This window comes from Streptomyces sp. Go-475 (assembly GCF_003330845.1).
Lineage (GTDB): Bacteria > Actinomycetota > Actinomycetes > Streptomycetales > Streptomycetaceae > Streptomyces.
In genome coordinates, this window is the sequence record NZ_CP026121.1 from 6,116,824 (window position 1) to 6,142,691 (window position 25,868).

Annotated in this window: 21 protein-coding genes; 13 read left to right on the forward strand and 8 right to left on the reverse strand. The window is 73.2% G+C overall.

Annotated features, from left to right (window positions below):
• Positions 1 to 36 precede the first annotated feature (36 nt).
• Together C1703_RS28265 and C1703_RS28270 are read right to left on the reverse strand one after the other, a co-directional pair.
• A complete protein-coding gene (locus C1703_RS28265; RefSeq protein WP_232840619.1) occupies positions 37 to 1,356 on the reverse strand; it encodes a vanadium-dependent haloperoxidase in 1,320 nt (439 codons plus the stop codon).
• A 102-nt stretch (positions 1,357 to 1,458) separates the two neighbouring features.
• On the reverse strand, positions 1,459 to 3,264 hold the full coding sequence (locus C1703_RS28270; protein ID WP_114255481.1) for a helix-turn-helix domain-containing protein: 1,806 nt from the start codon (positions 3,262 to 3,264) through the stop codon (positions 1,459 to 1,461).
• A gap of 190 nt (positions 3,265 to 3,454) precedes the next feature.
• Here C1703_RS28270 and C1703_RS28275 point away from each other — a divergent pair, with 190 nt between their 5' ends.
• Complete coding sequence (locus C1703_RS28275) at positions 3,455 to 4,381, forward strand: proline dehydrogenase family protein (protein WP_114255482.1); 927 nt, start codon at positions 3,455 to 3,457, stop codon at positions 4,379 to 4,381.
• A gap of 53 nt (positions 4,382 to 4,434) precedes the next feature.
• Positions 4,435 to 6,066: an L-glutamate gamma-semialdehyde dehydrogenase gene (gene pruA / locus C1703_RS28280; RefSeq protein ID WP_114255483.1), complete on the forward strand. Its 1,632-nt coding sequence runs from the start codon at positions 4,435 to 4,437 to the stop codon at positions 6,064 to 6,066.
• 58 nt (positions 6,067 to 6,124) lie between these two features.
• Here the strand turns inward: pruA and C1703_RS28285 are convergent, their stop codons facing one another.
• Positions 6,125 to 7,072, reverse strand: coding sequence for an NADP-dependent oxidoreductase (locus C1703_RS28285; protein WP_114255484.1), 948 nt, complete (start codon positions 7,070 to 7,072; stop codon positions 6,125 to 6,127).
• An 84-nt stretch (positions 7,073 to 7,156) separates the two neighbouring features.
• Between C1703_RS28285 and C1703_RS28290 the strand changes: the two genes are divergently transcribed.
• A complete protein-coding gene (locus C1703_RS28290; RefSeq protein WP_114255485.1) occupies positions 7,157 to 7,699 on the forward strand; it encodes a GNAT family N-acetyltransferase in 543 nt (180 codons plus the stop codon).
• Between the two features lie 250 nt (positions 7,700 to 7,949).
• Positions 7,950 to 8,081 carry a hypothetical protein gene (locus tag C1703_RS40205; protein WP_010048656.1) on the forward strand — a complete coding sequence of 44 codons (132 nt, stop codon included), beginning with the start codon at positions 7,950 to 7,952 and terminating at the stop codon, positions 8,079 to 8,081.
• A 71-nt stretch (positions 8,082 to 8,152) separates the two neighbouring features.
• Here C1703_RS40205 and C1703_RS28300 read toward each other — a convergent pair whose 3' ends face one another.
• On the reverse strand, positions 8,153 to 9,724 hold the full coding sequence (locus C1703_RS28300) for a metallophosphoesterase family protein (protein ID WP_114255486.1): 1,572 nt from the start codon (positions 9,722 to 9,724) through the stop codon (positions 8,153 to 8,155).
• Positions 9,725 to 9,867: 143 nt separating this feature from the next.
• On the opposite strand from C1703_RS28300, the gene C1703_RS28305 reads away from it, so the two are divergent.
• Together C1703_RS28305 and C1703_RS28310 are read left to right on the forward strand one after the other, a co-directional pair.
• Entirely contained in the window at positions 9,868 to 10,911 is a 1,044-nt protein-coding gene (locus C1703_RS28305) for a 3-isopropylmalate dehydrogenase (RefSeq protein WP_114255487.1), read from the forward strand.
• A 240-nt stretch (positions 10,912 to 11,151) separates the two neighbouring features.
• Positions 11,152 to 12,240, forward strand: a complete 1,089-nt coding sequence (locus tag C1703_RS28310; RefSeq protein WP_114255488.1) for a branched-chain amino acid aminotransferase — start codon at positions 11,152 to 11,154, stop codon at positions 12,238 to 12,240.
• A 51-nt stretch (positions 12,241 to 12,291) separates the two neighbouring features.
• Here the strand turns inward: C1703_RS28310 and C1703_RS28315 are convergent, their stop codons facing one another.
• Positions 12,292 to 13,743, reverse strand: a complete 1,452-nt coding sequence (locus C1703_RS28315; protein ID WP_114255489.1) for a cytosine permease — start codon at positions 13,741 to 13,743, stop codon at positions 12,292 to 12,294.
• 115 nt (positions 13,744 to 13,858) lie between these two features.
• Here C1703_RS28315 and ureA point away from each other — a divergent pair, with 115 nt between their 5' ends.
• The 6 genes from ureA (at position 13,859) to cimA (ending at position 21,210) form a co-directional block, all read left to right on the forward strand.
• Positions 13,859 to 14,563: an urease subunit gamma gene (gene ureA, locus C1703_RS28320; protein ID WP_114255490.1), complete on the forward strand. Its 705-nt coding sequence runs from the start codon at positions 13,859 to 13,861 to the stop codon at positions 14,561 to 14,563.
• The gene (locus C1703_RS28325; RefSeq protein ID WP_114255491.1) at positions 14,560 to 16,272 is read left to right on the forward strand and encodes an urease subunit alpha; all 1,713 of its coding nucleotides are present in this window, start codon (positions 14,560 to 14,562) and stop codon (positions 16,270 to 16,272) included. The genes ureA and C1703_RS28325 overlap by 4 nt, the downstream gene beginning before the upstream one ends.
• Positions 16,273 to 16,281: 9 nt before the next feature.
• Complete coding sequence (locus C1703_RS28330) at positions 16,282 to 17,319, forward strand: agmatine deiminase family protein (RefSeq protein ID WP_114255492.1); 1,038 nt, start codon at positions 16,282 to 16,284, stop codon at positions 17,317 to 17,319.
• Positions 17,320 to 17,327: 8 nt separating this feature from the next.
• The gene (locus tag C1703_RS28335; RefSeq protein WP_114255493.1) at positions 17,328 to 17,927 is read left to right on the forward strand and encodes a TetR/AcrR family transcriptional regulator; all 600 of its coding nucleotides are present in this window, start codon (positions 17,328 to 17,330) and stop codon (positions 17,925 to 17,927) included.
• A gap of 126 nt (positions 17,928 to 18,053) precedes the next feature.
• A complete protein-coding gene (locus tag C1703_RS28340; RefSeq protein WP_114255494.1) occupies positions 18,054 to 19,304 on the forward strand; it encodes a PD40 domain-containing protein in 1,251 nt (416 codons plus the stop codon).
• 301 nt (positions 19,305 to 19,605) lie between these two features.
• Positions 19,606 to 21,210, forward strand: a complete 1,605-nt coding sequence (gene cimA / locus C1703_RS28345) for a citramalate synthase (protein WP_114255495.1) — start codon at positions 19,606 to 19,608, stop codon at positions 21,208 to 21,210.
• Between the two features lie 36 nt (positions 21,211 to 21,246).
• On the opposite strand, the gene C1703_RS28350 is transcribed toward cimA, so the two are convergent.
• Positions 21,247 to 21,906, reverse strand: coding sequence for an SLATT domain-containing protein (locus C1703_RS28350; protein ID WP_157993171.1), 660 nt, complete (start codon positions 21,904 to 21,906; stop codon positions 21,247 to 21,249).
• 149 nt (positions 21,907 to 22,055) lie between these two features.
• On the opposite strand from C1703_RS28350, the gene C1703_RS28355 reads away from it, so the two are divergent.
• A complete protein-coding gene (locus C1703_RS28355) occupies positions 22,056 to 23,411 on the forward strand; it encodes a hypothetical protein (protein WP_114255497.1) in 1,356 nt (451 codons plus the stop codon).
• Between the two features lie 132 nt (positions 23,412 to 23,543).
• Here C1703_RS28355 and C1703_RS28360 read toward each other — a convergent pair whose 3' ends face one another.
• Both C1703_RS28360 and C1703_RS28365 read right to left on the reverse strand, forming a co-directional pair.
• Positions 23,544 to 24,719, reverse strand: a complete 1,176-nt coding sequence (locus tag C1703_RS28360; protein WP_114257634.1) for a Cmx/CmrA family chloramphenicol efflux MFS transporter — start codon at positions 24,717 to 24,719, stop codon at positions 23,544 to 23,546.
• Between the two features lie 174 nt (positions 24,720 to 24,893).
• Complete coding sequence (locus C1703_RS28365; protein WP_114255498.1) at positions 24,894 to 25,832, reverse strand: DMT family transporter; 939 nt, start codon at positions 25,830 to 25,832, stop codon at positions 24,894 to 24,896.
• Positions 25,833 to 25,868: the final 36 nt, after the last annotated feature.

Genomic DNA, 25,868 nt, shown 5'->3' on the forward strand with positions numbered 1-25,868 from the left:
AATCGTTTTCAGAATAGTGTCTTGAAGGCGTTGCTTTCAGGAGAGCGGCCGGAAGTACTTCCGCAGCGCCCAGGCCGCGAGCCGCCGGCCGGTGGCGGCGCCCGCCTCGTCGGCCGTCCGGGTGTGGATGCCGCCCCAGACCCGGGCGTCGACGACGTCCCGTTCGTACGCGTCGGCGTAGTGGTAGTGGCGGGTCGCGCCGGTGGTGACCGAGCGGATGCGCAGGTCGACGCGGGAGGTGCCGAGGATCCCGGTCAGCATGCGCATCAGCGCGCCGCCCATGGTGGCGTGGCCGCTGAGGTAGTCGGGGTGGGCCGGGGTGTTGAGCAGCGGTTCCCAGTGCCGGTCCGGCCGGGTCGCCGGGTTGCCGTCGGTGTCCGCCTCCCGGATGGCGGTGACGGGCCGCCAGGTGCCGTGGTGGAGCTTGGCGTCCCAGGCGGCGATGACGGCGTCCGCCTGGGCCGTGTTGGCCGCCGCGTACAGCCGCGCCGTCTCGGCGATGCCGAAGCCGTGCCGGGCCGCGTGGTCGCCGAGGGCGCCTTGCAGGTCCAGCGCGACGAAGTACCGGGCGATGTCCGTCTGTTCGGGGGTGCGGTGCGAGCCGGTGCGGCCTCCGTAGGCCGCCACTTCGTGGAGGTCTCTGGCGTACCGAGCGGAGCGGAGCGGAGGCGGCGGGCCGGGGCGGAACTGGCCGGGGGAGTCCAGCAGCAGCGGACGGACCCGGCCCATCCAGGCACTGGCGAAGGGCTGGTGTCCGGGCGGGGTGGGCCGCCACACGCCGGGGCTCGGGGGCGCGGGGAAGGGCACGGACGCGCCGCGGCCGTCGTCCCGGCGGAGTGCGACGATGTGGGCGGCGGCGCGTTTCCCGAACGCGACGCCCTCCTCCTCGGCCTCGCCGTCGGGGACGGTCGCGAGGGTGTCGGCCAGGGCGGCGTCCAGCCGGGGCGCGGCGCCGGGGAAGTGGTGGCGCAGCACGTGGTGCGCCGCCGAGGCGGCGGCGGCCGCCGACGAGGCCGGGCGGTGCGCCCGCCCGTCCCACTTGTACGGGGTGAAGCGGCCCTCTACGCCGACGACGGCGTTGTAGACGGCGGTGGAGACGTACGCCTGCCAGATGAACGACTCGGGTGGGCCCGTGCGGGCCTCGGCGTCGATGGTGTCATCGGCCGTGCGCATCCACTCGGTGACGACCGAGGCGTTCCGGTCGCCCCGGCCGGTGCGCTCCTCCCCGGGCGCCGCGCGCTCGGTGGGTCCCGGGCCGGTGCTGGCGTGGGCGCCCGGCAGGGCGAGCGCGAGCACCCCGCAGGCCAGGCCCGCCACCACCGTCCGCGTCGCGGACCAGGCGCGTCGATTCCGCACGTGCACTCCTCCCGGCCGATGGCACACCGGGAGAACCGTGACCACGCGCGGCGCCGGAGGGTACGGGTCCGTCCCGAACACCGCCCGTTCGGGGGACGGGACTCACCCGGACGGCCCCATGGCGTCACCGGGGGTGAGGCGGGCTCCCTTCAGCGTCATGTGCAGCAGCAGCCGGTCCTCGCCGTCGTCCAGGTCCAGCCCCGTGAGCTTCTCGATGCGGGAGAGGCGGTAGTAGAGGGTCTGGCGGTGGATGCCCAGCTCGGCGGCGGCCCGGGCGGCCTGGCCGGCGCAGTCGAGGTAGACCTCGGCGGTGCGGGCGAGTTCCCGGTGGACCGGGGCGAGCAGGGTCCGGGCGACGGGGTCGCGGGCGACCTCCGGGGGCAGCGCGGTGAGCAGGCGGAACGGCCCGATCGACGCCCATCGCGCCACCGGCCCCAGCCTCGGCTCGGCCAGCGCCGCCCGCGCCGCCGCCGACGCCTCCCACCAGGAGACACCGAGCTCGGCGAGGCCGGAGCGGGGGGTGGCGATACCGGCGGAGGCGCCGCCTGCGGTGGTGGCGCCGGCCGCCGAGGAGCCGCCGGGGGTGGGGGTTCTGCCGGGAGTGGTGGGGCCACCGGTTCTGGCCGAGGTGGTGGGGCCGCCTGCCGGGGTTCTGGCCGAGGTGGTGGGGCCGCCTGCCGGGGTTTTGGCCGAGGTTGTGGGGCCGCCTGCCGGGGTTTTGGCCGAGGTGGTGGGGCCGCCTGCCGGGGTTTTGGCCGAGGTGGTGGGGCCGCCTGCCGGGGTTTTGGCCGAGGTGGTGGGGCCGCCTGCCGGGGTTTTGGCCGAGGTGGTGGGGCCGCCTGCCGGGGTTTTGGCCGAGGTGGTGGGGCCGCCTGCCGGGGTTTTGGCCGAGGTGGTGGGGCCGCCTGCCGGGGTTTTGGCCGAGGTGGTGGGGCCGCCTGCCGGGGTTTTGGCCGAGGTGGTGGGGCCGCCTGCCGGGGTTTTGGCCGAGGTGGTGGGGCCGCCCGCCGGGGTTCTGCCCGAAGCGGTGGCACCATCCGCCGAGGTTCTGCCCGAAGTGGTGGTGCCGTCCGCCGAAGCTCCGCCGGAACTGGTGGCGCCGGCCGCGGCGGCTCCGCCCGGGGCCGAGGGCTCGCCCTGCCCCGTCCCCCCGCGCGCCCGCTCCAGCAGGCGGCCGGCCGCCGTCGTCGCCGGGGTCAGGACGTCCGGGGAGCGCAGCCGGATCAGTACGGCCACGCACTGGGCCGTCGCCCCCCACGGCAGCGTGCACAGGGCGGTCGCGCCCGGCATGCCGCGGACCGACGGGGCGTCGTCGGGGTCGGCCGACGGCCAGGGCGCGACGCACACCACGGTGTGCGGGCCGTCGGCGCGCGGGCCGAGGGCCGTGCGGAGCTCGGCGATGGCCATGTCGCTCTGCCAGCCGCGCTCGGCGGTGAGCACCGCCCGCAGCTCGCGGCTGAGGTCGGCGCCGTGCTGGGCCTCGTCCGCGAGCAGGGCGCCGATCCGGGCCGTGACCCGCATCGCGGCGGACAGCTGCCGCTCGCTCGGGCCGGGATCGTCGTCGAGCAGCCAGACGTAGCCGTGGACCACGCCCCGGTGGCGGACGGGGAGGCAGATCCGGCCCCGGTAGACCCCGGCCTCCGGGGTCGGCGGGATACGGACCGGGCCCGTCGCCCGCGTGATGCCGAAGCCCTCGAACCAGGCCCGCACGGCCGCCGTCGAGCGGCGGGTGAGGATCGAGCGGGTGCGCACCGGGTCCAGGGCCGACGGATCGAGGTCGCCCTCGCTGTCGTACGCGCCGAAGGCGATCAGCTCGAAGTCCCGGTTCTCCAGCGTCGCGGGCGCGCCGAGCAGCTCCGAGATCTCGTCGACCAGCTCCTCGTAGTCGCCCCTGTGTTCCGACGTCATCCGGGCATTGTCCCGCACTCCAGGGAGCCTTTCATACATCTGTCTGAGATCTGCGGCACGGATGCGTGACAGCTGTCGATGGCCGACGATCGGAGGGATCCTTAGGTTTCACGGTGGTTCTCCGTGCCGTACCCGACGCGTCGTCCGCGCGGGGTCCGGCCTCACGTTGCTTGTGCTCTGGAGGTGCCCCGTGCTGGGTCCCGTGATTCTCGCCGCGTCACGCAGCGACCGGATGCGACGCCTGATCTCGGCCGCCCCGGTGACCAAGCAGGTCGTCGACCGCTTCATCCCGGGCGAGGACGTCGACGACATCGTCCCGGTCGTCCGGGACCTCGCCGACCGGGGCCTGGAGCTGACGATGGACGTCGTCGGCGAGGACATCACCCACCCCGCGCAGGCCGCCGCCGCCCGCGACGCCTACCTGGAGCTGGTCGACCGCCTCAAGCCGCTGGAGCTCGGCACCCGCGCCGAGATGTCGGTGAAGCTGTCGATGTTCGGGCAGGCGCTGGAGGACGGCCACGAGCTGGCCCTGAAGAACGTCCGCCCGGTCGTCGAGGCCGCGGCCGAGATCGGCACCACGGTCACCCTGGACGCGGAGGACCACACGACGCTGGACTCGATGTTCGCCATCCACGAGGAGCTGCGGAAGGACTTCCCGCAGACCGGCTGCGTCATCCAGGCGTACCTCTTCCGTACCGAGGCCGACGCCCGCCGCCTGTCCGCGAGCGGCAGCCGGGTCCGCCTGGTCAAGGGCGCGTACAAGGAGCCCGCCTCGGTCGCGTACCAGGACAAGCACGAGATCGATCGGGCATACGTTCGTATCCTCCGGGCGTTGATGGAGGGGGAGGGGTACCCGATGATCGGGTCCCACGACCCGCGCCTGATCGCCATCGCCCAGGAGCTCGCCCACCGCGCCGGACGAAAGCCCGGCGACTACGAGTTCCAGATGCTCTACGGCATCCGCGCCGAGGAGCACCTGCGGCTGGCCGCCGAGGGCCACCGGATGCGCGTGTACACCGCGTACGGCACCGACTGGTACGGCTACTTCATGCGCCGACTCGCGGAGAAGCCGGCGAACCTGCGCTTCTTCGCCCGCAGCATGATCACCAAGGGCTGACAGCCCTCCAGGGCTGAGACCGACACACCGCTCAGTAAGGAGTTACGGAAAACATGGACGCTGTGACCCAGGTCCCCACCCCCGTCAACGAGCCGGTGCACGGCTACGCCCCCGGCTCGCCCGAGCGGGCCCGGCTGGAGGCCAAGCTGAAGGAGCTGGCCGACAACCCGATCGACCTGCCCTGCACCATCGGCGGCGAGCAGCGGATGGGCGGCGGCGAGGCCTTCCAGGTCGTCCAGCCGCACAACCACAAGGCCGTGCTCGGCACGTACCGCAACGCCACGCAGCAGGACGCCCAGGACGCCATCGACGCGGCCCTCGCCGCCGCCCCGGCCTGGCGCGCGATGTCCTTCGACGACCGCGCGGCGATCATCCTGCGCGCCGCCGAGCTGCTGTCCGGCCCCTGGCGCGAGACGCTCGCCGCCTCCACCATGCTCGGCCAGTCCAAGACCGCCCAGCAGGCCGAGATCGACACGCCCTGCGAGCTGATCGACTTCTGGCGGTTCAACGTCTCCTACGCCCGCAAGCTGCTCGCCGAGCAGCCCCCGGCGAACGCCCCGGGCGTGTGGAACCGGCTGGACCACCGCCCGCTGGAGGGCTTCGTCTACGCGATCACGCCCTTCAACTTCACGGCGATCGCGGGCAACCTGCCGACGGCCCCGGCCCTGATGGGCAACGTCGTCGTCTGGAAGCCGTCGCCGACGCAGACCCACGCCGCCGTTCTGCTGATGCGGCTGCTGGAGGAGGCCGGCCTGCCCAAGGGCGTCATCAACCTCGTCACCGGCGACGGCATCGAGGTCTCCAAGGTCGCCCTGGAGCACCGGGACCTCGCCGGCATCCACTTCACCGGCTCGACCAAGACCTTCCAGTACCTGTGGAAGACGGTCGGCAACAACATCGAGAAGTACCGCACCTACCCGCGCCTGGTCGGCGAGACCGGCGGCAAGGACTTCCTCGTCGCCCACCCCTCGGCCGACCCGGCGATCCTGAAGACCGCCCTGACCCGGGGCGCCTTCGAGTACCAGGGCCAGAAGTGCAGCGCCACCTCCCGGGCCTACATCCCCGCCTCGATCTGGAACTCCGGCTTCAAGGAGGAGTTCGCCGCCGAGGTCGACGGCATCAAGATGGGTGACGTCACGGACCTGTCGAACTTCATCGGCGCCGTCATCGACGAGCGGGCCTTCGCCAAGAACAAGGCCGCCATCGACCGCGCCAAGGAGGACCCCTCCTGCACGATCGTCGCGGGCGGCACCTACGACGACTCCGAGGGGTACTTCGTCCGCCCGACCGTCATCGAGTGCACCGACCCCGGCAACGAGGTCTTCCGCACCGAGTACTTCGGCCCGATCGTCGCCGTGCACGTCTACGAGGACGACCAGTACGACGCGATGCTGACCCAGATGGAGTCCGTCTCCGACTACGCCCTGACCGGCTCGGTCATCGCCAACGACCGCGCCGCGGCGGCGTACACGGCGGACAAGCTGCGCTACGCGGCCGGCAACTTCTACATCAACGACAAGTCGACCGGCGCCGTCGTCGGCCAGCAGCCCTTCGGCGGCGGCCGGGCCTCCGGCACCAACGACAAGGCCGGCGCCCCGCAGAACCTGATGCGCTGGACCCTGACCCGCGCCATCAAGGAGACGCTGGTCCCGCCGACCGACTACACGTACCCGCACATGGGCTGAGCCCTTGGGCGCACCGACGGGCCGGGTCCCGTGACCCGGCCCGTCGGCGTACCCGGGCTCAGGGGTGCGGCACCAGCACGATCCCGCCCCGGGCGTGGCCTTCCTCGCCCAGTTCGTGGGCCTTGGCGGCCTCCGCCAGCGGCAGGGTCGTCGTCACGTGGACGCGGACGCGGCGGTCGGCCAGGAGCGGGGTGGTCCTCTCCAACAGGTCGCCCGACGGGCCGGTGCGGACGAGGGCGAAGCGCAGGCCCCGGGCCTCCGCGTCCTCGGGGGCGAGGCCCAGGTCCTCGGGGACGGCGCAGAGCAGGATGCCGTCCGGGCGCAGGGTGTCGAGGGTGGGCAGGGCCTGGTCGCCGCCGACCAGGTCGAGGGCGGCGTCGATGTCGTGGACGGACTCCGTGACGTCGCCGGCCGTGTCGTCGACGAGTTCGTCGGCTCCCAGGTCCCGCAGGAAGTCGTGGTCCTCGGCGCGTGCCACGCCCACGACGTGGGCGCCCTCCGCCTTGGCCAGCTGCACCGCCACGTGCCCGGCCCCGCCGGCCGCCGCGCGGACCAGCACGCGGCTGCCCGGCCCGACCCGGGCGATGTCGATCAGCGCGTGCCAGGCGGTGAGCGCGGCCGTCGGGGCGGCGGCCGCGTGGGCGTGGTCGAGACCGGCGGGTTTCGCCGCGAAGTGGCCGGCCGGCGCGGTCACGTGCGTGGCGTGGCCGCCGCCGTCGATCCGGCCGAACACCTCGTCCCCGGGCCGGAAGCGGGTGACCCCGGCCCCCACCTCCTCGATCTCCCCCGACACGTCCTGCCCGAGCGTGAACGGCGGCTCCCCGAACAGCGGGGCGGCCCCGGAACGGGCCAGCCGGTCCGCCGGGTTGACCCCGGCCGCGTGCACCCGGAGCAGCACCTCGCCGGGGCCGGGCTCGGGCCGTGGCCGCTCCTCGATCTCCAGGACGTCCGGGCCGCCGAAGCGGTGCTGGGTGATCACCTGTGCGCGCGGCTCTGCCGTCGTCATCGGGTCTCCCTTCCGGAGCCGGACCCTTCCATCGTGCTCGTATATCCGGTCGAGAGCCACCCGGCCCGTTCGCATACTGGGCCGATGACCATCCGCCTGCGCACCGTCCACACCGCCGACCTCGCCCCCGCCGAACTCGGCGCCGTACGGGCCCTGCTGGACGCCGCCTTCGACGGCGACTTCGGCGACGACGACTGGGACCACGGCCTCGGCGGCCTGCACGCCCTCGCCTACGACGCCGCCGGGCTCGCCGCCCACGGGGCCGTCGTGATGCGCCGGGTGCGGCACCGCGGCCGGTGGCTGCGCACCGGGTACGTCGAGAACGTCGCCGTGCGCGCCGACGCCCGCCGCACCGGCCTCGGCGGGCGGGTCATGGCCGAGCTGGAACGCGTCGTCGACCGCGCCTACGACCTCGGCGCGCTCTCCGCCAGCGACGACGGCGCCCGCCTCTACACCGCCCGCGGCTGGCGGCCGTGGCCGGGCGAGGTGCACGCCCTCAGGCCGGACGACGGCATCGTGCGCCTGCCGGAGGAGGAGGGCAGCACCTACGTCCGCGCCGCCCTCGCCGGCCCCCTCGACCCCGCGCGCGAACTGCTCTTCGACTGGCGGGACGGTGATGTGCTCTAGGAATCACCGCAGGTCAGCGGGGTGTGACCCACTCCACCGTCTCAGATAGTAGGAAGTCCGAGTAATTGTGGAGACAGACGCTCCGGACTCCCTTAGCTTTGTAGGAGCCGAACGTCTCGCTCGACCAAGCGAATGGCGGTCGTGAGCCGGGCCCCGTGCAGGCCACCCCTGCGGCACCGCTCCCCGCCCCATCCGGCGTCTCGTAACCCCTTTTCCGCACTCCGTGCTGTATCGAAGGAGTCGATTTCCCATGGCCGAGACGACCGTCCGCCGCCGAGTCCGTCACGTCTCCCGTACGAGCGAGTCCGACCGCAAGAACGCCGCCGCCGCGCTCCAGCGCGCCCTCGACCGCAGGGACAACGGCGGGTCCACCGGCCACTGAGCCGCACCAGGACTGCATCAGGACCGCACCAGGACCGGGAGCCGCACCCGATCGAGGCGCGGTGCGGGGCCTCACGCCCCGCGCCGCACCTCGAAATGGTCGATCCGCTCACCGCTCGACGCCAGCGCCGACACCTCCAGCCGCGGCGCGGCGCCGCTCACCGCCTCCACCGAGAGGAACGAGAAACCGCGGTAGCGCACCCGCGACCACTCGACCGACTCCGCCCTGGTGTCCCGGGACTTGGTCCACCGGAACGTGGCGACCGACTCCCGGTCGGCGGTGTTCCCCTCGTAGCTCTCCTTCACGCCGTCCGGGAAGCCGTACAGCTCCTTGCCGCCGCCGCCCGCGGTGACGTAGACGATCCCGTCCCGCCGCGGGTCCGTGGTCCCGCCGACCGGTACCGGCCTGCCCACCTCGCCGTTGCGGATGGCGTCGGTCCGCTCGTAGACGTGGTTGTGCCCGTTGATCACCAGGTCCACCTGGTGCCGGGCGAACAGCGGCAGCCACTCGGCGCGCACCCCGCCGTCGGAGGCGTGCGTCGACGTCGAGTACGCGCAGTGGTGGAAGAAGACGACGATGAAGTCGACGTCCTTCGAGGACCTCAGCTCTTCGAGCTTCCTGTCCAGCCACTTCGTCTGACGGCCCTCCGTGTAGCCGTAGTTGGCGGGGATCTCGTACGACACGTCGTTCGCGTCCAGCGCGACCACGCCGACGTTGCCGTACGTGAAGGCGTACACGCCCGGTGCCGTGCGCGCGTCGAAGCCGCTGTCCGGCAGGGAGAAGCGGGCGAGTTGACCGCCGTAGCCGTCCGGCGAGTACCAGGCCTCCATGTCGTGGTTGCCGGTCGTCACCATCCACGGCACCGACCGGGCCACCGGCTCGGTCTGCTTGAGGAACCGGTCCCACTGGCTCGCGTCGAAGACGTCCGACTCCTTGCCCTTGCCGGTCGGGTCGGCGTAGCAGATGTCCCCCGCGTGGAGATGGAAGGCGGGTTTCCGGCGCAGCAGCGCACGGTCGTTGAGGGCCGCCTCCTCGCCCACGCCCTGGTCGCCGAACGCGGTGAACACGAACCGCTCGGGCGGACGCGCGGGTGCCGTGCGGAAGGACGTGATGGTCGACCGGTGTTCCGGGGAGGCCGGGTCGAAGCCCTCGTGGCCGACGCCGTAGTAGTACGTCGTGCCGGGGCGCAGGCCGTCCAGCGCCGCGTGCAGGTAGTACTGGTCGACCGCCGCCCGCACGCCCTTCAGCTCCGGGGTGTGCAGGTCGCGCAGCTCCGCCTCGATCCTGCGGCCGAGGTCGTCGGGGCGCAGGCCGACCCGGACGTAGGGCTTGCGCACCGCGAGCGGAACCTGCCAGGAGATCCGCAGCTGCGTCTTCGGGTCGGCTCCGAAGGCGAGATGACGGCCGAACGGCGTGATGAAGGAGCCGGGGGCCTTCGACGTGCTCGGCGACGGGCTCCGGGTCGTCGTGGCGCCGCCCTGCCCCGAGCCCGAGCCGCAGCCGGTCAGCAGGCCGCTCGCCACCGCGCCCGCGGTCACCAGCGTGCGCCGCCGCGACAGCCGGGTGCGCAGGTACTCGTGCTGCTCGGCCATGCTCATCCGGCGGGCGAGCTCGGGCGGGATGCCGAAGTGGGGGATCTCCATGTCCAGTGAACTTCCCAGCGGAGGCCAACAACCGCACCACGTACGGGTGAACGGCGGTCGACGGCCGCGTGCGCTCACCCGGGCGGGTGTCCGCATCACGGACACCCCGTGTCATCCCATGGGACGAGGAGTAGGGTGCCCGCATGTCTCGCAGCATCAATCTCGCAGTGATCCCGGGTGACGGCATCGGCCAGGAGGTCGTGGCCGAAGGTCTCAAGGTCCTCTCCGCCGTCCTTCCGCAGGATGTGAAGCTGGAGACCAAGGAGTACGACTTCGGCGCCCGGCGCTACCACGCCACCGGGGAGACCCTCACCGACGCCGACCTCGACGCCCTGAAGCAGCACGACGCCATCCTGCTCGGCGCGATCGGCGACCCCTCCGTGCCGTCCGGCGTCCTGGAGCGCGGCTTCCTGCTCAAGCTCCGCTTCGCCTTCGACCACCACGTCAACCTGCGCCCGTCGAAGCTCCTGCCGGGCGTGGACACGCCCCTCAAGGGCGCGCCGGCCATCGACTTCGTCGTGGTCCGCGAGGGCACCGAGGGCCCGTACACCGGCAACGGCGGCACGATCCGCAAGGGCACCGAGCACGAGGTCGCCACCGAGGTCTCCGTGAACACGGCCTTCGGTGTCGAGCGCGTGGTCCGGGACGCCTTCGCCCGGGCCCAGGCCCGCCCGCGCAAGAAGCTGGCGCTGATCCACAAGAACAACGTGCTGACCTTCGCGGGTCACCTGTGGACGAACATCTTCAACAAGGTGGCCGAGGAGTTCCCCGAGGTCACCACCGAGTACATGCACGTCGACGCGGCGACCATCTACCTGGTCACCCAGCCCGAGCGCTTCGACGTCATCGTCACCGACAACCTCTTCGGCGACATCGTCACCGACCTCGCCGCGGCCGTCTCCGGCGGCATCGGCGTGGCGGCCTCCGGCAACATCAACCCGTCCGGAGAGTTCCCGTCCATGTTCGAGCCCGTGCACGGCTCGGCCCCGGACATCGCCGGCCAGGGCAAGGCCGACCCGACCGCCACCGTGCTGTCCGTCGCCCTGCTCCTGCGCCACCTCGGCTACGAGGCCGAGGCCGCCCGCATCGACGAGGCGGTCGCCGCCGACCTGTCGGAGCGCACCGGCAAGCCCGCCCGCTCCACCTCGGAGATCGGCGACGCGCTCGCCGTACGCGTAGCCGGCTGACCCGCCGCGCTCCACCAAGCCGCCGGGTCGCATCCGCACCGGGCGGCTTCCGCATGTTCCCGCCGGGTGCCACCATCGACCACCGGGCCGCATTCACCCCGTTCCTTCCGCCGCCGCCCCCGGGCGATAATCGAACGCGAGGCCGCGGAACGAGGGAATGCTCGGACGTCCTAGCACTGGTCACCATCAGCGCAGTACCGAGCGCGGCCCGTCACTACAACCGGTGAAGGACATCAACCCATGACGACGCCCACGATCGAGCTCAAGCCGTCCGCCAACCCGCTCTCCGCAGCAGAGCGCGAGGCGATCCTGGCCAACCCCGGGTTCGGCCGCCACTTCACCGATCACATGGTGACGATCAAGTGGACGGAGGGCCGCGGCTGGCACGACGGCCAGCTCGTGCCGTACGCGCCGATCTCCCTCGACCCCGCGACGACGGTCCTGCACTACGCGCAGGAGATCTTCGAGGGCCTGAAGGCCTACCGCCGCCCCGACGGCTCGGTCGCGACGTTCCGGCCGGAGAAGAACGCCGAGCGCTTCCAGCGGTCCGCGCGCCGGCTGGCGATGCCGGAGCTGCCGGTCGAGACGTTCATCGAGGCGTGCGACGCGCTGGTCAGGCAGGACAAGGCGTGGGTGCCGGCGCACGGCGGCGAGGAGTCCCTCTACCTGCGCCCGTTCATGATCGCGACCGAGGTCGGGCTGGGCGTGAAGCCGGCCAACGAGTACCTGTTCCTGGTGATCGCCTCGCCGGCCGGCGCGTACTTCCCGGGCGGCGTCAAGCCCGTCTCCATCTGGGTCTCCGAGGACCGCGTCCGCGCCGTCCCCGGCGGCATGGGCGACGCGAAGACCGGCGGCAACTACGCGGCGTCCCTGCTCGCGCAGGCCGAGGCCGCGACGAAGGGCTGCGACCAGGTCTGCTACCTCGACGCGGTGGAGCACACCTGGGTCGAGGAGCTCGGCGGCATGAACCTGTACTTCGTCTACGGCGACAAGATCGTCACGCCGTCCCTCACCGGCTCGATCCTGGAGGGCGTCACGCGCGACTCCCTGCTCACCGTCGCCCGTGACCTCGGCTACGAGGCCGAGGAGGGCAAGATCTCGGTCGAGCAGTGGCAGCGGGACTCGGAGAACGGGTCGCTGACCGAGGTGTTCGCCTGCGGTACGGCCGCGGTGATCACGCCGGTCGGGACGGTGAAGCGGGCCGGGGCGGAGTGGAAGCAGAGCGGGGGAGAGCCGGGCGAGGTCACGCTGCGGCTGCGGCAGGCGCTGCTGGACATCCAGCGGGGTACGGCCGAGGACACGCACGGCTGGATGCACCAGCTGGGCTGAGTCCGCCCCCGGCCACCGGGGGCTCCGCCCCCGGACCCCCGGACCTCGGGCCTATGCCCGCCCGCCACCCGGCGCGGTCGGGCTGGACGTACGACGTGCCTCATCGGCTCCGCGCTTCGCTGACACCGTGCCCGGAGCCGAGAGCACATAGGCAACCCCGCCCACCAGCCCCGACAGCAGGAAGCTCACGTCCACCCCGCCGGTCAGCGCCAGCAGCGGGCCCTCGTACGACGGCAGGGACACCGCCAGGACGCCCACCGTCGCTCCGGCCGCCCAGGAGAGGGTCGCCGGGACGTGCCAGCCGGCGCGGTACCAGTAGACCCCGCCCCGTGCGCGGCGGTTGAAGACCTGCAGGGCGTCCGCGTCGTACACCCCGCCGCAGCGGGCGAAGCCGATCAGGGTGATGACCGCCCACGGCGTGCCGATCGCGGTCAGGAGCAGGACGAAGGACGTCATCGCGTCCTGCGCGGTCGAGAACCAGTGCCCGGCGAACACCGCGGCCGTGGCCACGACCGCGACCGCGTACGTCGCCCGGGCCCGTGAGGCGCGCGGCAGGACGGCGTCCAGGTCGAGGCCCATCGAGTACAGCATCAGACCCGCGTTGCCGACCGAGCCCGCCGAGGCCGCCAGCAGCAGCGGGAGGAGGTACCAGGCGGGGGCCGCGGCGACCAGCGGGCCCGCGTAGTCCAGGGCCGCCCCGGCCGCGTACGCCGTGAACGTGCCGAACAGCTGCGGCACCAGCAGGCCCAGCAGCAGGCCCAGCGAGGTCGCGTGGAGCACCCGGCGGGAGGAGTGGCGGGCCGGGGAGATGTAGCGGGTGTAGTCGCCGAGCAGGGTGATGAAGGCGACCGGGCCGGACAGCCCGGCCGCCACGGCCGCGAGCAGCCAGGTCGGCCAGAAGCCGCCCAGCAGGTAACCGCCGGTCTCCGGCAGCGCGGCGGTGGTGAAGCGCGGGGCGTAGGCGACCAGGCCGAGCACCAGCAGGGCCGTCATGCCGAAGGCGAGGACCCGGGACATCGCCAGCAGCACCCGGTAGCCGTACACCGCGCCGGCGACGGTGGCCGCGGCGAGCAGCCCGTAGACGATCGCGTACGACGTGCCGCCCTGCGGCAGCCCGGCGAGCCTGCCCAGCGCGCCCACCATCACGTCCCCGCCGATCCACACGGTCAGGGCGGTGTAGCCGAGGGCCAGGAGCAGGCCGACCACCGAGCCGACCAGGCGGCCCCGGACGCCGAACTGGGCGCCGGAGGACGTCGACAGGTTGGTGCCCGTGCGCAGGGACACCAGCGCGAGGGGTGCCGTGAACACCACGCCCACCACCGTGCCGGCCACGACCGCGCTGACCGACGACCACCAGTCCAGGCCGAAGGACGGCGGCAGCCAGCCGAAGACGATCACGCCCAGGCAGAGGTTGGAGCCGAGCAGGATCGAGACGAGGTCGCGCGGCCCGCTGGTGCGCTCCTCGTCCGGGATGGTGTCGACTCCGCGCTGTTCTATCGGCATGCTTGTCTCCCTCGGTTAGAGCGACGTTCAATGTGATGTGGGCGATGGTCCGCCGTCAACCTTTCCGTCAAGGGAAATTCATGTTTAGAGTGATGCTCTAAGTGGAGGGAGTGACATGCGGCTGACCCCGACCGAACGCGACCGGCTGCTGCTCTTCGGCGCGGCCGAGCTGGCCCGCGCCCGCAGGGCCAGGGGGCTGCGGCTGAACGTCCCCGAGGCGACCGCGCTCATCGCCGACACGGTGTGCGAGGCCGCCCGGGACGGGAAGCGGCTCGCGGAGGCCGTCGAGGCCGCCCGGTCCGTCCTCGGGCCCGACGACGTGCTGCCCGGGGTGGCCGACGTCGTCACCGAGGTGCACGTCGAGGCGGTCTTCGACGACGGCTCGCGGCTCGCGGTCGTCACCGCCCCCCTCGGCGGCGGCTCGGGCCCGGACGCGCCCGGCGCGCTGCTGCCCGGGCCGGAGCACGCCGAGCCGGAGCCGGAGGTACGGCTGACGGTCACCAACACCGCCGCCGTGCCGGTCTCCGTCACCTCCCACTTCCACTTCTTCGAGGCCAACCCGCGCCTCGACTTCGCCCGCGAGCGGGCCTACGGCATGCGGCTCGCCGTGCCCGCCGGGTCCTCCGTGCGGTTCGGGCCGGGGGAGAGCGCCGAGGTCGGGCTGGTGCCGATCGGGGGCGACCGGATCGCGATCGGCTTCGCCGGGCTGGTCGACGGGCCGCTGGACACCCCGGGCGCCCGCGAGGAGGCGCTGCGCCGCGCCGCCGCCTGCGGCTACCTCGGCGTACCGGACACACCCGAGCAGGAGGTCGTGCGATGAGCCGCCCAGGAGGCCACCCCGCCGAGGCCCGCCGCCTCACCCGGTACGAGTACGCCGCCACCCACGGCCCCCGGGCCGGCGACCGCATCCGCCTCGGCGACTCCGGGCTGACCGTCCGCGTCGAGTCCGACTCCCAGCGGTACGGCGACGAGTTCCTCGCCGGGTTCGGCAAGACCGCCCGCGACGGACTGCACCTGAAGGCCGCCGCCGTCCGGGACACCTGCGACGTCGTCATCAGCAACGTCGTGGTGATCGACGCCGTGCAGGGCGTCCGCAAGGTCTCCCTCGGCATCCGCGAGGGCCGGATCCACGCCATCGGGCGGGCCGGGAACCCCGACACCCTCGACGGGGTGGACGTCGTCGTCGGCACGGGCACCTCGATCGTCTCCGGCGAAGGGCTCATCGCCACCGCCGGGGCCGTCGACACCCACGTCCACCTGCTGTCGCCGCGCGTCATGGAGGCCTCGCTCGCCTCCGGCGTGACCACGCTCATCGGGCAGGAGTTCGGGCCCGTGTGGGGCGTCGGCGTCAACTCGCCCTGGGCGCTGCGGCACGCGTTCGGCGCGTTCGACGCCTGGCCGGTCAACATCGGCTTCCTCGGCCGGGGTTCCTCCTCGCACGAGGCGCCCCTGGTCGAGGCCCTCGCCGAGGGCGGTGCCTCCGGGTTCAAGGTGCACGAGGACATGGGCGCCCACACCAGGGCCCTGGACACCGCCCTGCGCGTCGCCGAGGAGCACGACGTCCAAGTCGCCCTGCACAGCGACGGCTTGAACGAGTGTCTCTCCGTGGAGGACACCCTGCGCGTGCTGGAGGGCCGGACCATCCACGCCTTCCACATCGAGGGCTGCGGCGGCGGTCACGTCCCCAACGTGCTGAAGATGGCGGGCGTCCCGAACGTCATCGGCTCGTCCACCAACCCCACCCTGCCCTTCGGCCGGGACGCCGTCGCCGAGCACTACGGCATGATCGTCTCCGTCCACGACCTCAAGACCGACCTGCCCGGCGACGCCGCCATGGCCCGCGACCGCATCCGCGCCGGGACCATGGGCGCCGAGGACGTCCTGCACGACCTGGGCGCCATCGGCATCACCTCGTCGGACGCGCAGGGCATGGGCCGCGCGGGCGAGACCGTCCGCCGGACCTTCGCCATGGCCGGGAAGATGAAGGCCGAGTCCGGCGCCCCGGACGACGAGCACGACAACGAGCGCGTCCTGCGGTACCTGGCCAAGCTGACCATCAACCCGGCCATCGCGCACGGCCTGGCGCACGAGGTGGGGTCGCTGGAGGTGGGCAAGCTCGCCGACATCGTGCTGTGGCGGCCGGAGTACTTCGGCGCCAAGCCGCAGCTGGTGCTCAAGGCCGGCTTCCCCGCGTACGGCGTGACCGGTGACCCGAACGCGGCGACCGACACCTGCGAACCCCTCGTCCTCGGGCCGCAGTTCGGCGCGCACGGGGCGACACCGGCCGAGATCTCGGTGGCGTTCGTCGCGCGGGCCGCCGTCGACCAGGGCCACGACCTGCTGCCCACCCGCCGCCGCCGGGTCGCCGTGCGCGGCACCCGCGGCATCGGCCCGGCCGACCTGCGCCGCAACTCCCGTACCGGTGCCGTCGACGTCGACCAGCGCACCGGTCTTGTCACCCTCGACGGCGAGCCGCTGCGCTCCGCACCCGCCGACTCCGTCTCCCTCAACCGTCTCTACTTCCTCTGAGGATCACCGATGTCCGCAGCCGCCGACGGCTTCCGCATGCCCGCCGAATGGGCTCCGCACGAGCGCACCTGGATGGCCTGGCCGGGCCCGAACCCGACCTTCGACGACCCCGGCGAGCTGGCCGCCGCCCGTGCCGCCTGGGCCGCGGTCGCCCGGGCCGTCCGCCGCTTCGAGCCGGTGACGGTGGTGTGCGGCCCGGGGCAGTCCGGTGAGGCGCGTGCGCTGCTGGGCGAGGGGATCGAGACCGTCGAACGGGACCTCGACGACGCCTGGATGCGGGACGTCGGACCGACCTTCCTCACCGACGGCAAGGGCGAACTGGCCGCCGTGGACTGGACGTTCAACGGCTGGGGTGCCCAGGAGTGGGCCCGCTGGGAGCACGACGCGAAGATCGCCGCGCATGTGGCGGACCTCGCCGGGGCGCGGACGTACACCTCCCGGCTCGTCAACGAGGGCGGCGCGATCCATGTCGACGGCGAGGGCACGGTCCTGCTGACCGAGACCGTCCAGCTCGGTCCCGAGCGCAACCCGGACTGGAGCCGGGAGCAGGTCGAGGCCGAGATCCACGCCCAGCTCGGCACCCGCAAGGCGATCTGGCTGCCCCGCGGCCTGACCGGCGACTATCCTCCCCACGGCTTCGGCACGCTCGGACACGTCGACATCGTCGCGGCCTTCGCCCGCCCGGGCGTCGTCGTGGCGCACGCGCAGCCGGACCCGGCGCACCCCGACCACGAGATCACCAAGGAGGTCATCGGCCTGCTGAAGGCGCAGACCGACGCGCGCGGCCGCCGCCTGGAGGTCGTCGAGGTCCCCGCCCCGACCGTCCTGGAGGCCGACGGCCACTGGGCCGACTACTCCTACATCAACCACTACCTCTGCAACGGCGGCGTCGTACTGTGCGGCTTCGACGACCCGCGCGACGAGCTCGCGGCCGGCATCTTCCGCCGGCTGTTCCCCGGGCGGACCGTGACACTGGTGGACGCCCGTACGATCTTCGCGGGCGGTGGCGGCATCCACTGCGTCACCCAGCAGCAACCGAGGACCTAGGAGCACACATGGCCGGTGGGCGAAGGCAGGCCCCGCCCCGCGAGAACGTCCTCGCCGCCGCCATGGAGATGATCGCCGAGCGCGGCCTGGAGAAACTGACCATGGCGGCGCTCGGCCGCGAGGTCGGGATGAGCAGCGGGCACCTCCTCTACTACTTCGGCTCCAAGGACGAACTGCTGCTGCGGACCCTGGAGTGGAGCGAGGGCCGGCTCGGCGCCGAGCGCGGACGGCTGCTGACCCGGGCCGTGACCGCCCGGGAACGCCTCGACGCCTACGTCGACCTGTACGTCCCGGACGGCCACCGCGACCCGCACTGGACGCTGTGGCTGGAGGTCTGGAACCGCTCACAGAACGCCGACACGAACGCCCGCGACCGGCAGGCCGCCATCGAGGGCGCCTGGCACCGCGACCTGGTCGCCCTGCTCGCCGAGGGCATCTCGCGGGGCGAGTTCCGCCGCGTGGACCCGGACCGCTTCGCGGCCCGCCTGCGGGCGCTGCTGGACGGCTTCTCCATCCACGTGGCGATCGGCCTGCGCGGCACCGACCGGGCCCACGTCCTCGCCCACGTGCGCGATTTCCTCGCCGACAGCCTCCTCGCGGACGCCTGAACGTACGCCCGGGTTGTACTCAATACGACGGATTGACCGTGTGGTCCGTGGTGCTGTTGGCTCCGGGGGAGCCCTCGGCGCGGGGCCGGGGGAGCAGCGTCAACGGGGAACACAGGGGGAACAGCAATGACCAGCACCAAGAGGGCCACGTCCGTCGCGCTCGGCGTGGTCCTGGCCGTCACGCTCGGCGGTGTCGCCGCGCTGCCCGCGACCGCCGCGCCCGCGCCGGCGCCGCGGACCGAGAAGGCGAGCGTCGCCCCGGACGGCACCGAGGGCAACGGCCCCTCCGGCGGGCCGGGCCTCAGCGCCGACGGCCGCCATCTGGCGTTCGTCTCCAGCGCCGACAACCTCGTCGCCGGCGACACCGACGGCACCGCCGACGCCTTCGTCCGCGACCTGAAGACCGGCACGACCCGCCTGGCGAGCACCGCGCGGGACGGCGGCTCCGTCGACGACGTCGCCCTCAGCGGCAACGGCCGCTACCTGGCCTTCAGCGCCACCGACGCCGACGACGGACGCAGCCACATCTGGGTCAAGGACCTGAAGGCCGGGACGCTGCAGCGCATCGCGGACACCGTCGACGCCGGCTACGACACCGGCCGGCAGCCCGCCATCAGCGCCGACGGCCGCTACGTCGCCTTCGTCGCCCAGCAGTCCGGCGCCGGGGAGGGCGAGGACCGCTGGGGCCGCGTCTACCGCGTCGACCGCGCCAGCGGCGAGACCGTCCGCGTCAGCCAGAAGCCCGCCGCCGGAGACCGCAAGACCGCCGCCACCCACCCGTCCATCAGCGCCGACGGCCAGCGCGTCGGCTACCAGTTCTTCATCCCGCACCCCTCCTCGGGCGACTGGAGCGACGCCTACGTCCGGGACGTGCCGAGCGGCCGGCTGTTCCACGCCGACCGGGCGCCGGACGGCGAGAGGTCCGACGGGCAGACGGAGTCCCCGCAGATCAGCGCCGACGGCCGGCACGTCGTCTTCGACTCGCGGGACTCGCGGCTCACCCCGGGCGACACCAACCAGGGGCACAACGTCTTCGTCCGCGACCTGAAGACCGGGGACCTGCGCCGGATCGACGCCGTCGACCCGGCCGCCTTCACCGCCTCCCCACAGCTCAGCGCCGACGGCCGCCACCTGGCGTTCGTCTCGGCCGACCCGGGCGACACCGACCGCACCACCCGCGCGTACGTCCGCGACCTGCGCACCGGCCGCACCACCCTCGCCAGCCCGGACGCCGCCGGCGGCCCGAACGACCAGAGCGTGACCGCCCCCGTGATCGACCGGCACGGCCGCACGGTCGCCTTCAGCAGCTACTCGCCCGACCTCGTGCCCGGCGACACGTACGACACCTCGCACGTCTACGTCCGTCACATGAGGTGACCGACCGCATCCTGAGACAACCGTGAGCGCGGCACGGGGGTTGTGCCAGACTGCCCCCGTGCTCTCGTTCGCCATGATTATTGGCAGCAGGCGCGCCGGTCCGCAGTGACCGCCACGTACGACCAGGTACGGGCGGACACCGTCGTCCTCGACCCGCGCGCAGACCTCTCGCACCCGCGAGAGGTTTTTCGCTTTTCTGGCCCACCCGCAGTCAGGAGCGAGAGCGCGAGGGAGTATGTGAGGGCGGTGGAGCCGGTCATTCCGGTACGACCGAGATCCCATCCTCAGGAGCCTTGACACCATGACCGCTACCAGCGAGCTCGACGATTCGTTCCACGTCTTCGACACCACCCTGCGCGACGGCGCCCAGCGGGAGGGCATCAACCTCACCGTCGCGGACAAGCTGGCCATCGCACGGCACCTGGACGACTTCGGCGTGGGCTTCATCGAGGGCGGCTGGCCCGGCGCGAACCCCCGGGACACCGAGTTCTTCGCCCGCGCCCAGCAGGAGATCGACTTCCGGCACGCCCAGCTGGTCGCGTTCGGCTCCACCCGCCGCGCCGGCACCACCGCCGCGGAGGACCCGCAGGTCAGGGCGCTGCTGGAGTCCGGCGCCCAGGTGATCACACTGGTCGCCAAGTCGCACGACCGCCACGTCGAACTCGCGCTGCGCACGACCCTCGACGAGAACCTGGAGATGGTCCGGGACACGGTCTCCTTCCTGAAGGAGCAGGGCCGCCGGGTCTTCGTCGACTGCGAGCACTTCTTCGACGGCTACCGCGCGAACCCGGAGTACGCCAAGGAGGTCGTCCGCACGGCGTCCGAGGCCGGCGCGGACGTCGTCGTCCTGTGCGACACCAACGGCGGCATGCTCCCGGCGCAGATCCAGGCCGTCGTCTCCACCGTCCTCGCCGACACCGGCGCCCGGCTCGGCATCCACGCCCAGGACGACACGGGCTGCGCGGTCGCCAACACCCTCGCGGCCGTCGACGCGGGCGCCACCCACGTGCAGTGCACGGCCAACGGCTACGGCGAGCGCGTCGGCAACGCCAACCTCTTCCCGGTCGTGGCGGCCCTGGAACTCAAGTACGGCAAGAAGGTCCTGCCCGACGGTCACCTGCGCGAGATGACCCGCATCTCGCACGCCATCGCCGAGGTCGTCAACCTCACCCCCTCCACGCACCAGCCCTACGTCGGTGTCTCCGCCTTCGCGCACAAGGCGGGCCTGCACGCCTCCGCGATCAAGGTCGACCCGGACCTGTACCAGCACATCGACCCCGAGCTGGTCGGCAACACCATGCGGATGCTCGTCTCCGACATGGCCGGCCGCGCCTCCATCGAGCTCAAGGGCAAGGAACTCGGCGTCGACCTCGGCGGCGACCGCGAGCTGGTCGGCCGGGTCGTCGAGCGGGTGAAGGAGCGCGAACTCAAGGGCTACACGTACGAGGCGGCCGACGCCTCCTTCGAACTCCTGCTGCGCTCCGAGGTCCAGGGCGGGCCCCTGCGGTACTTCGAGGTCGAGTCCTGGCGGGCCATCGTCGAGGACCGCCCCGACGGCACCCACGCCAACGAGGCCACCGTCAAGCTCTGGGCCAAGGGCGAGCGCATCGTCGCCACGGCCGAGGGCAACGGCCCGGTCAACGCCCTGGACCGGGCCCTGCGCGTGGGCCTGGAGAAGATCTACCCCCAGCTCGCCAAGCTGGACCTGGTGGACTACAAGGTCCGCATCCTGGAGGGCGTGCACGGCACCCAGTCCACGACCCGCGTCCTGATCTCCACGTCCGACGGGGCGGGGGAGTGGTCGACGGTGGGCGTCGCCGACAACGTCATCGCGGCGAGCTGGCAGGCCCTGGAGGACGCGTACGCGTACGGGCTGCTGCGGGCGGGAGTCGCACCGGCGGAGTAGCCGCGGGCCGGCCTGGCCGGGTGCCCGGGGCGGGTGTCACATCGCCGTGTCCCGGGACCGCGGGACCGGGACCTCGCCGCCGCGCTCGCGGCCGGGGGTCCGGTCGAGGCGGAAGAGCCCCGCCGTGTGGGGGCGCTGGCCGGTGGCGTTGCTCGTGGAGCGGGTCAGCTCCTCGACGCCGTCGGCCAGATAGCCGACCCACGCCGTGCCCTCGTCCTCGATGATCCGCTGGGCATCCGTCCGCAGCCGCTCGATCACCCCGAGCAGGGCGGCCTGCTCCTTGTCGCTGGGGGAGTCGGTGGTCCGCAGGAACGCCTGCGCCCAGTCGGACTGCGCCTTCTTGAGGATCTGCTGCAGCGCCATCTCCGCTCGGATGTAGCGGGTCCAGGACGCCGAGAACCCGAAGATCCGGTCGAAGAGGACGCAGCCCGCCCCGCCGGCCAGGAACACGAAACCCCACTCGGGCTGCACGGCCGTGGGCGCGGCCGCGTGCACCAGCGGCGTGAGCGTGCCGACGATGCCCAGCAGTGTGGCGAGCGCCCGCAGCGACCGCGACCACAGCGACGGTCCCCGGCGCCGCGCCAGATACCAGCCGATCGCCGACGCCACCTCCGCCTCGGCATGCCGGAACAGCTCCCACAGCAGATCGGCCCGCGTACGCGAGCGGTCCAGCTCGGTCAGTTCGGACACCGTCATGTCCGCAACCCTGCGTCTTCCGAACATGCCCCTGTTACCGCCCCTCCTGGATGGCCCACGGCCAGAGGGCATCCTAGGCCCAGCCGAGGCCATAAATCCCTGCCTCGACGGATAACCCTTTATGGGTGATTTCGGGTAGCTTCGAACATATGAAGGCCGCACTGGTGCGTACCCTCGTACGCCTGCTGATCGTGCCGGTCGCCGCCGTACTGGCGGTGCTGCTGGCCGGTGCGCCGGGCGCGCACGCGGCCACCGACCTCTCGAAGGTCGCCCAGGAGCTGCGCGAGAACCCGGTCTACGTCGATCCGGCCGCCTCGGACCAGCTGGCCGCGTCCGACGCGGAGGCCCTCGCCGACAAGATCAAGGACGCGGACAAGCCCGTCTTCGTGGCGGTCCTCCCGGACGGCTACCCCACGCAGGACCTGTTCCGGAACCTGCGCACCGAGACCGGCGTCACCGGCCTGTACGGCATCCGCGTCGGCGACGAGTTCGACGCCCGGGCCGACAGCGCGGTGCTGAGCCGCCAGGGCGTGTCCAACCTGGTCACGGCCGTCCAGGGCGCGGGCGACGCCAAGGCGCAGCTGAACGACTTCGTCGACGACGCCCTGCGCAACGTGGGCGGCTCGGCGCCGAGCAGCTGGAGCGACGGCTCGGGCAGCGACGTGCCGGTCGGCGGGCTGGTCACGGTCGGCGCCCTGCTCGCGGCCGGCGGCGCGGGCGCCTACGCCCTGGTGCGGCGCAACCGGCGCCGCCACGAGGAGGAGCAGCGGGCCGCGCTGGAGAAGCTGCGGGTGGTCGTCGACGAGGACATCACCGCCTTCGGCGAGGAGCTCGACCGCCTCGACTTCCACCCCGCCGAACCCGGCGCCGACGACGCGATGCGCGCCGACTACGAGCACGCCCTGGACTCCTACGAGCAGGCGAAGTCGCTGATGGCCGCCGCGACCAAGCCGGAGGACGTGCGGGCCGTCACCCAGGCCGTGGAGGACGGCCGCTTCTCCCTGGCTCGGCTCGCGGCCCGCCGCGAGGGCGCCCCGCTGCCGGAGCGCCGCCCGCCCTGCTTCTTCGACCCGCGCCACGGCCCCTCGGTCGCCGACGCGAGCTGGACGCCCCCGGGCGGTGCCGCGCGCGAGGTGCCGGTCTGCGCGGCCGACCGCACGCGGCTCGCCGAGGGCCGCGACCCGGTGATCCGCGAGGTCGACACCGACTACGGCCGCCGCCCGTACTGGGACGCGGGCCCGGCGTACGGCCCCTGGGCCGGCGGTTACTTCGGCGGCGGCATCCTGCCCGGCCTCCTCATCGGCACCATGCTCGGCAGCATGATGGCCGGCCCCGCCTACGCGGCCGACTACGGCTCCGGCTACGGGGACTTCGGCGGCCACGAGGGCGGCGACGTCTCCGGCGCGGACTTCGACACCGGCGACTTCGGAGGGGGTTTCGGCGGAGGCGACTTCGGTGGCGGAGGCGACTTCGGTGGTGGTGGCGACTTCGGCGGCGGGTTCTGACCGGGGCGGAGACAGGGACGTCCGTCCCCGGTCCCCGGCCCGGCTGCTGTCCGGGCGACGGAGCGTCGTCGCGTTGCCGTCCGATGGCCCGTTCAGCGGCCCGTAGACCCCTCCCGCACGCCCGAGTGGGGCTCAGCTCCGTACCGCCTCCCGGGCAGCACCCCGAGGCCCCCACTGCCGCCACGCCACCCCGGCCACGACGCCCGCCAGCACGACCAGCCCCGCGCTGACCCACACCGGCGAGCGGTACCCGAGCCCGGCGCCGATGGCCGTGCCGCCGGCCCAGGGGCCCAGCGTGGCCCCCACGTTGAACGCCGCCGTGGCGAAACCGCCGGCCAGGGTCGGCGCGCCCGGGGCCGCGTACAGCGCCTGGGAGATCAGAGTGGAGCCGACGCCGAAGGACAGCGCCCCCTGCGCGAAGACCAGCCCGAGCGCCAGGACCGGGTGCCCCGCCCCGAGGGCCAGCGCGCACCAGCCCGCGCACACCGCGACGCCCCCGCCGGCGAGCACCGGCACCGGACGCCGGTCGGCGACGCGCCCCGCCGCGCTGACCCCCGCGAACGACCCGGCCCCGAACAGCGCGAGCACCCCGGGCACCCAGCCGCTGCCCAGCCCCGTCACCTCGGTGACCAGCGGCGCGAGATAGGTGAAGGTGCAGAACGTCGCCCCGTTCACCAGGGCGCCCAGCAGCAGCGTCACCACCAGCCGGGGACTGCGCAGCGACCGCAGCTCACCCCGCAGCGCGGGCGGCTCGCCTCCGGCCCTGCCCCCGGGCACGGACCGCGCCACGGCCGCCAGGGCGGGTGCCGACACCAGCGCCACGGCCCAGAACGCCGTACGCCACCCCCACAGTTCGCCCAGCACGGCCCCGGCGGGCACCCCGGCCACGCAGGCCAGCGTCACCCCGCCGAGCAGCATCGACGTGGCCCGCCCCTTGGCGTCGGCCGGGACCATGCCCACGGCGGCCACGAGGGCGACGGCGAGGAACCCGGCGTTGGCGCACGCCCCCACGACCCGCGTGGCGAGCAGCACCGCGAAACTGTCGGTGAGCGCACCGACGACGTGGACGGCGAGGAAGACGCCGAGGAACGCCAGCAGCGCGCCCCGCCGCGGCCAGCGCCGCGCGAGCCCCGCCACCAGCGGCGCCCCGACGACCATCCCCGCCGCGAAGGCGGAGGTCAGCGCCCCCGCCGCGGGAACGGACACCCCCAGATCCCGCGCGATGTCCGGCACCAGCCCGGACAGCATGAACTCGGACGTGCCTTGCGCGAACACGGCAAGGCCCAGCAGAAGAAGAGCGAACGGCATGAAGAAACTCCGCACCCGGAAGTCGACGACGGACACGACACGTCGGACGGCACACCGGCGGCGGAGCGGGCTGCTTCAGCGGGCCCGGCGGCCCGGCATCGGCGTCACGGACACAGCCACCGGAGAACCGGTGGCCGCACTCTGGACGCCTCGGGGCTGGACATGGACGGCACGTTAGGCGGAGTCGGCGGACCGGGTCCACCGGTTTTCCGCCCCCTCTCCCCGGGCGGCGGTCCGGGCCGTGCCCCGGCGCCCCTCACCACGGTGGACCACGACGACGGCCGCGAGGCAGACGGCCAGCCCGAGCGCGGTCTGCAGGCCGAACGGCTCACCGAACATCAGCGCGCCCCAGACGGCCGTGACCGGGGCCATGAGGAACATCAGCGTGTTGACCTTCGTGACGCCGGAGCGCTTCAGGATCAGCCAGTACAGCCCGTACCCGCCGAACGTGGACAGGCCCACGAGCCAGGCGACCGCCACCCAGAAGCCGGTCCCGGCGGGCGGCGCCGCGGCACCGGTGCCCAGGGCCAGGGCGGTGAACAGGACGGCACTGGTGACGCAGTGGACGGTCAGCGACACGGAGGGGGCGACCCGCGCGCGGGACCGGCTCTCCAGGAACGTCGCCGCGACCAGGGACAGCATGCCGAGCAGCGGCACGGCGTACGCCCACCAGGGCACGCCCGCTCCCGCCGCCGCGTCGGCCAGCGTGACCACGGCGACGCCGCCCAGCCCCAGGCCGAGTCCGGCCCACTGCCGCCCCGAGACGTACTGGCCCAGCAGCGGTCCCGCGAGGGCCCCGGCGACCAGCGGCTGCACCCCGTCGATCAGGGCCGTCGTGCCGCTGGAGACGCCGAGCTGGATGGCGTAGTAGACGCTGAGCAGATAGCCGCTCTGCGACAGCACGCCGATCACGGCCTGCCGGGTCACGTCCCGGGCGGTGAGCCCCCGCCACGCGCCCCGCAGGACGACGGCGACGGCGACGAGGACGACGGCCAGCGGCAGGAACCGCCACATCAGGACCGTGAGCGCGGAGGCGCTGCCCGCACCGAGCTTGGCCCCGATGAACCCGGAACTCCAGCACAGGACGAAGGCGAGGGACAGGAGGATGTTCACGACATCACAACCAGTAGACAGATCGGTATACCTGTT